At 42.6% G+C, this 12648-nt stretch carries 12 protein-coding genes; 9 read left to right on the top strand and 3 right to left on the bottom strand.

What is annotated here, in order from left to right; genetic code table 11:
• Positions 1–23: 23 nt before the first annotated feature.
• The 5 genes from uxaC to OCU36_RS20165 all read left to right on the top strand — a co-directional run bounded on the left by uxaC (position 24) and on the right by OCU36_RS20165 (position 5775).
• Entirely contained in the window at positions 24–1439 is a 1416-nt protein-coding gene (gene uxaC / locus OCU36_RS15615; protein WP_261840461.1) for a glucuronate isomerase, read from the top strand.
• Between the two features lie 69 nt (positions 1440–1508).
• Positions 1509–2987 carry a tagaturonate reductase gene (locus OCU36_RS15610; RefSeq protein WP_261840460.1) on the top strand — a complete coding sequence of 493 codons (1479 nt, stop codon included), beginning with the start codon at positions 1509–1511 and terminating at the stop codon, positions 2985–2987.
• On the top strand, positions 2980–4467 hold the full coding sequence (locus tag OCU36_RS15605; RefSeq protein WP_261840459.1) for a UxaA family hydrolase: 1488 nt from the start codon (positions 2980–2982) through the stop codon (positions 4465–4467). The genes OCU36_RS15610 and OCU36_RS15605 overlap by 8 nt, the downstream gene beginning before the upstream one ends.
• Positions 4468–4654: 187 nt before the next feature.
• Complete coding sequence (locus OCU36_RS15600) at positions 4655–5404, top strand: GntR family transcriptional regulator (protein WP_261840458.1); 750 nt, start codon at positions 4655–4657, stop codon at positions 5402–5404.
• A 101-nt stretch (positions 5405–5505) separates the two neighbouring features.
• Complete coding sequence (locus OCU36_RS20165; RefSeq protein WP_261840457.1) at positions 5506–5775, top strand: Tn3 family transposase; 270 nt, start codon at positions 5506–5508, stop codon at positions 5773–5775.
• Positions 5776–6504: 729 nt separating this feature from the next.
• On the opposite strand, the gene OCU36_RS15590 is transcribed toward OCU36_RS20165, so the two are convergent.
• On the bottom strand, positions 6505–7434 hold the full coding sequence (locus tag OCU36_RS15590) for a carbamate kinase (protein WP_261840456.1): 930 nt from the start codon (positions 7432–7434) through the stop codon (positions 6505–6507).
• A gap of 477 nt (positions 7435–7911) precedes the next feature.
• Positions 7912–9948 (bottom strand): acetoacetate--CoA ligase, encoded by a 2037-nt coding sequence (locus tag OCU36_RS15585; RefSeq protein ID WP_261840455.1) that lies wholly within the window; start codon positions 9946–9948, stop codon positions 7912–7914.
• 199 nt (positions 9949–10147) lie between these two features.
• Between OCU36_RS15585 and phhA the strand changes: the two genes are divergently transcribed.
• Together phhA and OCU36_RS15575 are read left to right on the top strand one after the other, a co-directional pair.
• Entirely contained in the window at positions 10148–10942 is a 795-nt protein-coding gene (gene phhA, locus OCU36_RS15580; protein WP_261840454.1) for a phenylalanine 4-monooxygenase, read from the top strand.
• On the top strand, positions 10932–11270 hold the full coding sequence (locus tag OCU36_RS15575) for a 4a-hydroxytetrahydrobiopterin dehydratase (protein ID WP_261840453.1): 339 nt from the start codon (positions 10932–10934) through the stop codon (positions 11268–11270). Before phhA ends, OCU36_RS15575 begins: the two co-directional genes overlap by 11 nt.
• Here OCU36_RS15575 and OCU36_RS15570 read toward each other — a convergent pair.
• Positions 11238–11435, bottom strand: a complete 198-nt coding sequence (locus tag OCU36_RS15570) for a hypothetical protein (protein WP_261840452.1) — start codon at positions 11433–11435, stop codon at positions 11238–11240. The genes OCU36_RS15575 and OCU36_RS15570 overlap by 33 nt on opposite strands.
• Positions 11436–11524: 89 nt before the next feature.
• On the opposite strand from OCU36_RS15570, the gene OCU36_RS15565 reads away from it, so the two are divergent.
• Together OCU36_RS15565 and OCU36_RS15560 are read left to right on the top strand one after the other, a co-directional pair.
• Positions 11525–11734 carry a DUF3283 family protein gene (locus OCU36_RS15565; RefSeq protein ID WP_004732615.1) on the top strand — a complete coding sequence of 70 codons (210 nt, stop codon included), beginning with the start codon at positions 11525–11527 and terminating at the stop codon, positions 11732–11734.
• A 96-nt stretch (positions 11735–11830) separates the two neighbouring features.
• Positions 11831–12547, top strand: a complete 717-nt coding sequence (locus tag OCU36_RS15560) for a YebC/PmpR family DNA-binding transcriptional regulator (protein WP_261840451.1) — start codon at positions 11831–11833, stop codon at positions 12545–12547.
• Positions 12548–12648 lie beyond the last annotated feature (101 nt).

Here is a 12648-nt window from a genome sequence, read left to right as displayed (position 1 = left end):
TGGTATAACAACTGGATTGATATATGAGCCACTTTCTTACTGAAGATTTTTTACTGCATAACAACATCTCTAAGCGCCTTTATCACGAGTTAGCCGCTGCTCTTCCTATCATTGACTACCACTGCCACCTTCCTCCTGAACAGGTGGCTGATGACTATCGTTTTGAAAATTTAACTGATATTTGGCTGCGCGGTGATCACTATAAGTGGCGTGCAATGCGCAGTAATGGCATTACCGAGGATTTATGCACTGGCAATGCAAGTGACAAAGACAAATTCTTGGCGTTTGCTAATACGGTTCCCGCCACTATTGGAAATCCAATTTTCCACTGGACACACTTAGAACTGCGCAAGCCATTCGGTATTACTGACATAATGTTAAACGGAAAAACTGCAGATAGAATCTGGCATCGATGTAATGAGATGCTTGCCAGTCCAGAGTTTAGTGCTCGCTCTATCATGAAGCAGATGAACGTAGAGATGGTTGGTACTACTGATGATCCTATTGATGATTTGAGTGCTCATAAAAAAGTTTCCGATGATAAGGATTTTGATGTTCAGATGCTTCCAAGTTGGCGTCCTGATAAGGCATTCAATGTCCATCTCGACACTTTTCCGGATTACATTGAAAAACTTGCTGAGGTGTCTGACACCGAAATACACAGTTTTGAACAGCTGTGCATTGCGTTAGATAAGCGCCTGCAGCATTTTGCAGAGCATGGGTGTTGTATTTCAGATCATGCTTTGGATGTTGTTTCCTATGCTGAGGCCTCAGAGGTTGAGCTAAACCTTATTCTTAGTAAGCGCCTTTCTGGTGTTACTGTTAGTGCCCACGAGGCTGCTCAATTTAAGACAGCGGTTCTTATTCATTTGGGTAGACGTTATTCGCAGAGAGGCTGGGTTCAGCAGTATCATATTGGTGCATTGCGTAATAATAACGAGCGTATGTTCAAGCTGATTGGGGCTGATACAGGGTTTGACTCTATCAATGACGGAGAGGTTGCACTTCCATTGTCTCGACTTCTAAACGCTCTTGATAAAGAAAACGCTCTGCCTAAAACAATCCTTTATTGCTTGAATCCCCGTGACAATGAAGTTTTGGCCACTATGTGCGGCAATTTCCAGGGAGGTGGAGTTGAAGGAAAGATTCAGTTCGGCTCTGGTTGGTGGTTCAACGATCAGAAAGATGGCATGGAGCGTCAGATGACGCAGTTATCCCAGCTTGGTTTATTAAGTCGCTTTGTGGGCATGCTTACGGACAGTCGTAGCTTCCTTTCTTACACTCGACATGAGTATTTCCGCCGCATCCTGTGCCAAATGATTGGCGACTGGGTGGTGAAAGGTGAAGCGCCAAATGATTTTGATTTACTGAGCAAGATGGTAGAAGACATCTGCTATCACAATGCCAAAAACTACTTTGGTATTACGGTTAAAGAATAATCCCCTACACCCCAAGTTAATAATTGTCGTGCCTGAACCCAAGTCAGTGCGACGAACGAGAATAAAACTATGCAACAATTACATCGAGATAACTTCAAGCTTCCATCTTATCCAACACGAATCCTCCAGTTTGGCGAAGGGAATTTTTTGCGCGCTTTTGTTGATTGGCAATTCGACATTCTTAATGAGTTAACAGACTTTAATGCTGGCATCAGCGTGATTCGTCCGATCGACTCTGATTTTCCGCCTTCAATGAACACACAAAGCGGTTTGTACACAACTCTAATTCGCGGTCTAGACGATGAAGGAAAGCCAAGAGCTGAAGAGCGAATCATAACTTCAATAAACAATGAGTTATCAGCATACAAAGAATTTGGGTCAATACTCGAATTGGCCAAGAACCCAGATGTTCGCTTTGTTGTATCTAATACGACTGAGGCTGGAATTACATTTAATGAAGACGACAAAATCACTGATATGCCACCTAGCAGCTTCCCTGCTAAGTTGATATTGATGCTTCTAGAACGCTTTGAGGCATTTGATGGTGTGATGGATAAAGGTTTGGTGATTATTCCGTGCGAGCTTATTGATTACAATGGCGAAGAGCTGAAGCAGATACTCAATCGCTACGTTGATTTATGGGGTTTATCACCAAGTTTCCGCGTTTGGCTTAACAATGCAAATACATTCTGCTCCACACTCGTAGACCGAATAGTCCCTGGCTATCCAAAAGATGAAATTAAAGAGCTTGAGCAAGCATTTGGGTATAAAGACAATTTTGTAGTTAATGCTGAATGGTTTTATTCATTTGTCATTCAAGCACCTAAATGGCTTGAAAAAGAACTTTGCCTTGACCAGTTGCCTGTAGACAGTAGGCTCAATATTAAGATCGTCGATGATATTAAGCCTTATAAAGAGCGTAAAGTGGCAATCTTAAATGGCGCCCACACTGCTCTTGTTCCGGTTGCTTTCCAAGCTGGATTGGATACAGTTGGCGAAAGCATGGATGACGAACAAATGGTTAAGTTCATGCGTAATGCTATGTTCGATGAAATCATTCCGAATTTATCATTACCAGAACATGAGTTAATTGAGTTTGCTGAAGACGTAGAAAGCCGATTTAAGAACCCATATATCCGTCACTTGCTGCTTTCAATTTCTTTGAATGGTATGACTAAATTCAAGACCAGAATCTTGCCTCAATTAATCACTTATTCTAAGAAGAACAAAGTTCCACCTACTTATCTTACGTTCTCATTAGCAGCGCTAATCACGTTCTATCGTGGCGAAAGAGCAAATGAAAAGTATCCGCTTAATGACGATGTTAAGTTCATTAGCTTCTACAGTAGCGCATGGGATGAAGTTCAAAATGGGAAGATGAGTATATTTGATCTGGTTAGCTCGGTATTGGCAGATACAGACCATTGGGGACAGGATTTGAATACATTTCCTGACTTGACACGCATGGTGTCTGGTTTTGCAACCGATATTGTCTGTGAAGGCATGCGTGTTGCGTTGCAAAAAGCATCTGGTGAATTTTGTGGATAAGCTTATAAAAATCAATGAGATAGATAACGTAGCTGTCGCTTTGGTGGACATTCAAGAAGGGACTGAGATTACAGTAGCCAATCACAATATTGTCAGTAATCAAGACATAGGCAAGGCGCAAAAAGTTGCTCTGACTGATTTGATCGCTGGCGAAAATGTTATCAAATACGGCTTCGCTATTGGCATGTTAAAAAGCAAAGTAGCGGCGGGTGATTTAATTGATCATTGCAACATAAAAACAAATCTAAGCTCACTAGATGAGTACAAGTACAATCCTAACTTAAATGTAGCTAGGAGCGAATTCGAAGATCGTGAGATAAATATTTATCGACGCAAGAACGGTGATGTTGGTATTCGCAATGAGCTTTGGATTGTTCCAACTGTTGGGTGTGTCAACGGCATAGCGAAGATTATCAAGTCTGAATTTGAAATGAAATTTGGCATTGATGGTTTTGATGGCATTAATGTACTGACGCATCAGTATGGCTGCTCACAGCTTGGTGATGACCATGAGACAACTAAGCTTATGCTCCAGCGTTTGACTACCCATCCAAATGCTGGCGGTGTATTAGTGATTGGGCTTGGTTGTGAGAATAACCAAATAACAGCATTCAAAGAGACTCTTGGTGATTATGACGAAGAGCGCGTTAAATTCATGGTCTGTCAGAATTATTCTGATGAGACAGAAGTTGGGCTAGATTATTTAGAAGAGCTTTACGAGCGTATGAAAGAGGACGTTCGTGTCATTGGTAAACTAAGCGAATTAAACTTTGGTTTGGAGTGTGGTGGTTCTGATGGTCTTTCTGGTATCACTGCAAACCCAATGCTAGGACTATTCTCTGACTACACCATCTCACATGGTGGAACTACGGTGCTTACTGAAGTTCCAGAGATGTTCGGTGCTGAAACAATCCTAATGAATCGCTGTGAGAGCCAAAAAGTATTTTTCGATACGGTCTCAATGATAAATAACTTCAAGCAATATTTTATCGACCATAATCAGCCTATTTATGAAAATCCATCTCCGGGTAATAAAGTAGGAGGGATCTCCACTTTGGAAGAGAAGTCGCTCGGGTGCACCCAAAAAGCAGGTCAAAGCAACGTTGTAGATGTTCTGTCATATGGTGACGTCCTTACTAAATCGGGATTGAATCTGCTTAGCGCTCCCGGTAATGACGCAATAGCCACGACGGCTCTTACAATCTCTGGTTGCCACATGGTCCTATTCAGTACAGGTCGTGGAACTCCTTATGGTGGCGCTGTCCCTACAATAAAAATAGCAACTAACAGTGAGCTAGCGAATCGAAAATCACATTGGATCGATTTCAATGCAGGTGTACTTGTTGATGGTGTCTCCATGAAAGACCTACTGAAGCAGTTTATCGACTTAATTGTTGATGTGGCCAATGGGAAAAAGTCATGTAATGAACTCAACGATATTAGCGAAATAGCCGTTTATAAGAGCGGGGTTACATTGTAAGTTTTGGCGCAGCATTCCGTATTTGAATTTTTGCGGGATGCTATTTTTGCTGGATTAAAAGGAAAGACTCCTTTGTATAGCCTTCTGAGGTCAGACTTCCTCTAGATACTATATTGTAACTCCACGCTGTTTTGATTGTTTCATTTTGGTATAATAGGAGGTTCGAAGATAGACAAGGAATTACTTAATGCAACCGAGTGAGAAGCTGTACAATAAGGTGGCAAACTCCATCAAAAAAGATATAGCTGAAGACAAATACCACGTGGGCGATATGCTTCCTGCTGAAAGAATTATTGCTGATAAAATGCAAGTAAGCCGAACTGTAATCCGAGAAGCTATGATAATGCTGGAAGTAGAGGGTTACGTTGAAGTCAGGAAAGGCTCGGGCATTCATATAATTAGTACCAACCCTCCATTAAGAGCTGTGGGTCGAGATTTATTGGAAAAAGCTGATACGTTCATGAAGAATTGTGGTCCATTTGAATTACTTCAGGCTAGGCAGTTGTTTGAAGGCAATATTGCGGAATTTGCTGCTACACAAGCGACAAAACAAGACTTGGTTGCTTTGATGAAAATTCAGCAGCAGGCGAAGCAAGATGATTACTCTCGTGATTCATATTGGGATAGTGAATTCCATGTTCAACTCGCGCGTTGCACGCAGAACTCTGTTGTTGTGCATCTCGCTGAAATCATGTGCAACCATCGCGCTGAAAATCCTTATTGGCAAAAGCTGCATGAGCATGTTGCTGACAACAAAATTAGAAGTTGGTGCGTCGAGCATGATGAGATTATCGAGGCGTTAATCAAAAGAGATCCAAAAGCCGCTAAAGAAAGCGTGTGGCAGCACATTGAGAATACGAAAAAAATGATGTTCGAAGGTTCTAATGATAGCTTCGATAAATATTTGTTCTCGGAGAGTCCTATAATGAAAGACTGAGCGTTCCCGTTCTAATGTGCCATTTCTGTTAATAATGGTTATTATATGGTAGGTATCCAAAAGCACCGCTTGTGATATACCGTAACCTTAAAGTGTGTATAATGTGTATTAAGCCAGAGAAATCTGGCTTGTTCTTGAACACACCACAAGATGTTGATACCTTTGCGTTACTTACTTTTCAAACAGAAAACCCAATACTCACTCACTGCAAAAAGTACTCGTTTAACATTGATATTGAAAATGTAGAGCTCCTTGGGTTTGCTCGATTCTCTAAGGTGGATGAGAAAGCGTTGGCAACTAATACTCATGGAGTTAATAACGTCAACTTTGCGATTCTTGACTTATTTGGTTACCAGCTCGCCCCACGTTAAAAATGCTTTTATAGAGTAAGGAGAAACCCAGTTTTAAAGCTACAATAATCGTTTTATATCTCACTAAATAAACGAGAATGGGAAATTTTCAAAGGATGATTTACTCATCAAATCGTAAAACAACGACATAAAGTACGATCATCATCAAGCTTTCAAATGGCAAGCAGAACAGTCACATATTAGCCGTACTTAGAGAGTATGACTGAATCATTGAGTACCTTTATATACTCAATTATGTTAACGATAAAGTCCTACGGCAATTTGTTCAACTCGTGTTTAATTGTTGAAAATTCTACTACCAATTACGTCTAGCTATTGCTTCAATCGTTCCATTTATTATAACTAGGTCTTACTGTCCAATCTGATTAAGGAGTTTGAGAAAGCAAATAATCAGGAAGTGGTTAATTTGATAGTGGGTTTGTCTCCCTGTGAAAGGGATGCCGAACTTAATGGTCGATCATATGAAATGACAACAGAGGTGCTTGAATTGTTTTGGTCTTAAATTATAATTCAGACTAGAAACATTATTAGGATTAAGTCACGTTATAATTACGCTTTGTTATATTTCAAGATGTGATTTGTTCATTACTTTAACGGAGAATGAACTAAGTGCATGAATATTTATCTAGTTCACCATTACAATAGCCTTGATAAAATAAGCCTCATTATAATTAAATAAGAGGCTTGTGTAATTGTTTTTATATTATGGGTACTGATTACCTGATAATATTAATAATAAACAATACCTTCGCCTTTCGTAATCAGAGTACCAGCTTCATTGGTAATTATTTTATCTAAATCAAATAATGAACCAATCGCTGCATTACCCAATCCAGCTTCAACGAATTTACAAACGGCATCAATTTTTGGCCCCATAGAACCAGCAGGGAATGAAAATTCTGCTAAACCAGCAGGCGTTGCTTGCTTCATTTCGGCTTGGTCTTCTTTACCATAGTTACGGAAAATCGACCCATCAGTTAGGATAATAAATAAGTCGGCATGGATTTTTTCAGCCAGTAATTCAGCCGTAAGGTCTTTGTCAATTACGCACTCTACGCCAGTACTCTTACCATGCTCAATACTCACGGGAACACCGCCGCCGCCACAAGCGATAACAAGATTTTCTGTATCTAGAAGAGTTTCAATTTGCTGAATTTCAACAATGTTTTTTGGCATAGGAGAAGGCACAACGCGACGGTAGTACTCGCCATCAGCTTTAAACTGCATTGTGCTTTGAGCCATTAACTCTTTAGCTCGTTGCTCTGTATATACAGGGCCAACAAATTTAGTCGGGTTAGCAAACGCAGGGTCTTTTTTGCATACTTCAGTTTGCGTGACTAGCGTCGCTACGTCTAATTCAGGGTCAATGTTTCTTAGCTCTTGTTGCAACATGTAGCCCACCATGCCACAGGTTTGAGATCCTAGTACATCCATTGGGTACGGGGTCGTCTCTGGCGAATATTCGTGATAAGCCGCGTTTTGCTCCATCAACAAACCCACTTGTGGGCCATTGCCATGAACGATAACAATCTCATGCTCGCGTGCAATCGCAGCGATACTCGCCGCTGATTTGATTATATTTTCACGTTGGTTCTCAGCCGTTAATGCTTGGCCTCTTGCTAAAAGAGCGTTACCGCCCAAAGCTAATACTATGCGCATGATAATGTCTCCGATCATTTGATAATGATTTTATTTTAAGTAGGGATTAACCGCTTGTTATTTACAATTTAATTCAAGATTACTAATAACAATGGTTATATTTTTTAATTACTATCAAGTAATTAACATGCTGAGATAGTATGGGAAAATAACTGTTCTAAATGTGATAGCTATCAAATTATCATTTCACTAGAAATGGCGTTGTGGAAATGGTCATTATTAGAATTCGATTAAATATCCATAAGATTGGATATAATCCAGTGGTGGACTCTTTTTTTGTATAAATGATTCGGATTTAGTGAATATTATCTCAAACCATAAAATGAATAATTGTCTATTTTTATTTTAAATATGACGTTCAGATCTCATTAAGAACGTTAGGAAAGGTAAGGGGTCAAACTGAAATGGTGGGGCTTCTCTTCAGATGGTATCTGATAGCCAAATGAGAATTGCAGATAGTTAGCCACTTTCTAAGGCTCAACACTCAAGCGACACAAGGTGTTTTATTTCATCCAAAACCTCGGCGTTAGCAATCGCTCCGAGGTTTTCGACACTGTTGCCATTGATCACCTGTTTGACAGCCAACTCCACCAGTTTGCCAGAACGTGTTTTTGGTACGTCGCTGATCGCAAATACCTGGCTTGGTACATGCCTTGGTGAGCATGATGATTTGAGTTTACCTTTGATGACTGCCAGTAACTCATCATCTAGATCCACACCTTGCTGCAGTTGAACAAACAGCCATATCTGCTCGTTGCGGTCGATGTCTTTGCCGACGGCTATCGAATCAACAATGCCCTCAATGGTGTTCACTTGTTGATAGATTTCCGCGGTACCAATTCGCACGCCTCCAGGGTTGAGTGTGGTGTCGCCTCGCCCGTAGAACAGGTAGCCGCCATGTTCGCTCTGTGCGACTTCATCACCGTGATGCCACACATTATCAAACCTATTCCAATAGGTGCTGTGATAGCGCTCTCCGGTGTCATTCCAAAAGCCTGCGGGGAAGTTGGGTAGGGAGTTGGTGCATACTAGCTCGCCCCGTTCTTGATTGACCTTTTGGCCAGATGAATTGAACATCTTGATGTCGACGCCGAGCCCGGCCTGTTGGCACTCGCCGCGATACACAGGCGAGATAGGATTACCCAACACAAAACAGCCACAAATATCCGTACCACCAGAAATGGACGCTAAATGCAGATCTTGTTTGATGTGCTTGTAGACGTAATCGAACTGCTCAGGGTAGAGCACTGAACCCGTCGAGCACACTGTTCTTAAGTGGGGAAGAGAGTGACTGTCGATCGGTGAGATTTCCGCTTTCTCAATCGCCTCTAGGTACTTGGCTGAGGTGCCAAACAGCGATACATCCGTACGCTGTGCTAAATCCCATAGCACGTTGGGTTGCGGATAAACCGGGCTACCATCAAAGATCACCAAACAAGCACCGCTGGCGAGTGCAGATATGTGCCAGTTCCACATCATCCAACCACAAGTGGTGTAGTAGAACACGCGATCGTTGGGCTTTATATCGCAATGAAGCTGATGCTCTTTTAGGTGGTTGATGATGGTGCCACCGACAGAATGAACAATGCATTTAGGCTTGCCCGTTGTGCCGGAAGAGTAGAGCACAAACAGCGGTTCATTGAAGCCGACACGCACAAATCGCATAGATTGTGGTTGATAGTGATTGATGATGTTGTTCCAACTTAGAATCGACACATCATGTTCAACTTTGTTTTTCTTTAAATCGCTCTTCTCTAAATCGCTCTTCTCAAAGTCATTACTCGGTTTCAAATAATCGATCTGACACACCTGTTTTAGCGCGTTTAAGTGCTCGATGATTTCACGGTTCTTGTCCGTCATATCGAACGTTTTGCCATTAAAGGTGTAGCCATCACAGGTGAACAGCACTTTAGGTTTCACTTGGCCAAATCGCTCAATCACACTCTCGGCACCAAAGTCAGGCGAGGTTGATGTCCAAATCGCTCCCAAACTGGTGGTTGCCAGCATCGCTATTACGGTTTGTAGCAGATAAGGGGTATAAGCGGCGACCACATCGCCTTGTTGTACGCCACAATCCACGAGCCATAGTTGAACGCTAGAGACTTCCTCACAAAGGGTTTGCCATGTGTAGCTTTGCTGCTCGCCACGTTCATTCTCAAACCAAATCGCAAGCTCGTTTGGCAACGTTTTTGCTGAATGCAGCAAGTTTTCGGCGTAGTTAACTTGAGCATTCGGAAACCACACCGCATCGCGATTCGATTTCGGCTGCTGCCAGCGGCTCTCACCATGAATTTTGATGTCACCTTCTTGCGAACCGACCATTCCACAAAACTGCCACACGTTCTGCCAAAACGACTCCGGCTGGTCCACAGACCATTGATGAAGCTCGGTGTAGTTTTTCAACTCCTGCTTGAATACGCTCTGCTGATCAAGGCTATCCATGAATCGGGTTATGTTGGCGTGTGCGATACGCTGGTTACTGGGTTGCCAAATGGGCTTATTGCTCTCGTGCATTCTTTTACCTTTAACAAAAAGTTAACGATTTCAGTCTGGTATTTAGGTTTTACAAAGTCAAAAGATCAGCAAAATAAGGGGTTGTTGGAATTGTGTAAACAAAATGCTACGCGATCACCTGTTTCGAAAAATCGTGCAAATTGGCGGATATAAGGAGTGGAGATAGGCTTAAAGTGAGACATTCGAAAGGAGGTGTGTAATGACTCAATATCATTCTAAGCCCGTGAGCCAAGAGGGATGGGTTGAGTGGAGCCTCGAAGAAGACGCCATTTGGCACGACTTAGTGAAAAGGCAACTGAATGTCATTAATGACCGCGCATGCGATGCCTATTTGCACGGCCTGACTCTGCTGGATCTGCCATTGGACAGAGTTCCCCAGCTTCCAGAGATAAACAAAGTGCTACTGGAAACAACAGGTTGGCAAGTTCAACCTGTGCCTGCATTGATCGATTTCGACCGTTTCTTTGATTTGCTCGCCAATAAGAAATTCCCAGTTGCAACATTTCTGAGAACGCGAGACGAGTTCGATTACTTACAGGAACCTGATTTCTTTCATGAAATTTTCGGCCACTGTGCCATGCTCACCAATGCCGACTTTGCAGCTTTCACTGAGCATTATGGAAAACTAGGCCAAGCCGCGACATCCAAGCAACGCGCTTATCTGGCCCGTTTGTATTGGTTTACGGTCGAGTTCGGTTTAGTCAAAGAGGGCGATAGGCTGAAAATCTATGGCGGTGGCATTCTCTCGTCTCCGGCGGAAACCATGTATGCGTTGGGTGGTGATTTGGCGGTTCGTGAGCGGTTCGAGCTGCAAACGGTGTTAAGAACCCCTTATCGCATCGACATTATACAACCGAAATATTACGTGATTGATGAGCTGTCTGAGCTTTTTAACATCAGTCAGGAAAACTTGTTACAGCAAGCTGATCTCGCCATCGACGCGGGGTTACTACCACCACTTTTTGAACCCAAGGAACCCACCCATGTTGAATGAACAAAAATGCGAAGCCTGCAGTATCGACGCGATTGCCCTTAGTAAAGATCAACAACAATCTTTGCTGTTGGAGTTGTCTGATTGGCAGATCATCGAAAGAGACGGCATCCCGCAGCTTGAGAAGGTGTTCAAGTTTAAGAACTACAAGCAAGCATGGGCATTCAGTAACAAAGTGTCAGAATTGGCAGAAGAAGAGCTCCACCATCCTTCGATCTTATTGGAGTGGGGCAAAGTCACCGTCACTTGGTGGAGCCACTCAATCAAAGGCCTACACAAGAATGATTTCATCTGCGCCTCACGCTGCGATGTGTTCGCGGAGAGTGAATAGCTTTTCTGGGCTGGAGAGGTACTTCTCTAGCCACAGTGATTCGAACATCTCATTATTCAGCTCATTAGGTGAGTCGAATACGTCATACTTTCTCATCAAGGGGTACAAAACTTCTCTCAACATAGCTTGACCTGCATCAGCGACTTGCTTGGTTTCTTGCCTCATAACCCCTTTCTGTTACTCATAGTATTGGTTTTATGAGGCTGCTCTATGATATATTTCTCGGCCAAGTGTATTACAGACGAAGGCTAATCATGTCTATCAACCTTTCACTCCTTCCACCCAGCGAGAAAAATAAAATCGAACTGGATAAGCAAGCATCGTTTCTTGTATGGAAACTGAAGCAAGCGAAATGTGGCCCTGAAGCCATTGTTGAAGAAGCAATGAAGCTAGGTGACCCAGAAGAAAAGGCTTGGTTTGATCAGTCTGTAGAAAAATACAAACGGGTAATGGGTGTCGCATAACCGCAGACAAACCTTGCCCAGCAGTGCTGTAGAATTGAAATGACACAGTAATTTGCTAGAATTTGCACCGTTAATTGAATCAGAGAGAAGATCCCGATGGGAAGAAGTTTTGAAGTGCGCAAGGCCTCAATGGCGAAAACTGCAGGCGCAAAAATTAAAGTTTATTCTAAATACGGTAAAGAGATTTACGTACTGGCTAAGAACGGCAGCTCTGACCCAGACATGAACCTACCTCTTAAGCACCTGATTGCTAAAGCGAAGAAAGACCAAGTACCCGCTCACGTTATCGACAAAGCGATCGATAAAGCGAACGGCGGTGGCGGTGAAGACTTCCAACCAGCTCGTTACGAAGGTTTTGGCCCAGGTGGTACAAGCGTCATCGTTGACTGTCTAACTGACAACGGCAACCGTACTTTCCAAGACGTTCGCCAATGTTTCGTTAAGACTGGCGCGAAAATCGGTGTTGAAGGTTCGGTTTCTCACATGTTCGCTCACCAAGCTGTATTCCAGTTCAAAGGCGAAGATGACGAGGTCATCCTAGAAACACTAATGATGGATGATGTAGACGTAACAGACGTTGAGCTAGAAGATGGTGTAATCACTGTCTTTGCTCCAACAACTGAGTTCTTCAAAACGAAGACGGCACTAACTAACGCGTTTCCAGAGTTAGTTCTAGATGTTGAGGAGATCACTTTCGTGCCTCAAACCATGACGCCAGTCGCGGAAGAAGATTCTGAGAAGTTCCAGAAGTTCTTAGACATGCTTGACGACTGTGATGACGTTCAGCAGGTTTACCACAACGCTGAGCTGTAATATCAATCTATCATTGATAATAGCCTCGCTCTTGTGAGTCGAATGTAGAATAAAAACCGAGCCTTTAAAGCTCGGTTTTTTTATGCGGTCATGATCGATTT

Source organism: Vibrio artabrorum (assembly GCF_024347295.1).
Taxonomy (GTDB): Bacteria; Pseudomonadota; Gammaproteobacteria; order Enterobacterales; family Vibrionaceae; genus Vibrio; species Vibrio artabrorum.
This window is presented reverse-complemented; position numbering and strand designations above follow the sequence as displayed.

Excerpts from the sequence above, each read along its gene's own strand:
- OCU36_RS15565 (WP_004732615.1), top strand. The coding sequence starts at position 11,525 with ATGTCTATCAACCTTTCACTCCTTCCACCCAGCGAGAAAAATAAAATC.
- uxaC (WP_261840461.1), top strand. The coding sequence starts at position 24 with ATGAGCCACTTTCTTACTGAAGATTTTTTACTGCATAACAACATCTCT.
- OCU36_RS15560 (WP_261840451.1), top strand. The coding sequence starts at position 11,831 with ATGGGAAGAAGTTTTGAAGTGCGCAAGGCCTCAATGGCGAAAACTGCA.
- OCU36_RS15610 (WP_261840460.1), top strand. The coding sequence starts at position 1,509 with ATGCAACAATTACATCGAGATAACTTCAAGCTTCCATCTTATCCAACA.
- OCU36_RS20165 (WP_261840457.1), top strand. The coding sequence starts at position 5,506 with ATGTGTATTAAGCCAGAGAAATCTGGCTTGTTCTTGAACACACCACAA.
- phhA (WP_261840454.1), top strand. The coding sequence starts at position 10,148 with ATGACTCAATATCATTCTAAGCCCGTGAGCCAAGAGGGATGGGTTGAG.
- OCU36_RS15575 (WP_261840453.1), top strand. The coding sequence starts at position 10,932 with ATGTTGAATGAACAAAAATGCGAAGCCTGCAGTATCGACGCGATTGCC.
- OCU36_RS15600 (WP_261840458.1), top strand. The coding sequence starts at position 4,655 with ATGCAACCGAGTGAGAAGCTGTACAATAAGGTGGCAAACTCCATCAAA.
- OCU36_RS15570 (WP_261840452.1), bottom strand. The coding sequence starts at position 11,435 with ATGAGGCAAGAAACCAAGCAAGTCGCTGATGCAGGTCAAGCTATGTTG.
- OCU36_RS15590 (WP_261840456.1), bottom strand. The coding sequence starts at position 7,434 with ATGCGCATAGTATTAGCTTTGGGCGGTAACGCTCTTTTAGCAAGAGGC.
- OCU36_RS15585 (WP_261840455.1), bottom strand. The coding sequence starts at position 9,948 with ATGCACGAGAGCAATAAGCCCATTTGGCAACCCAGTAACCAGCGTATC.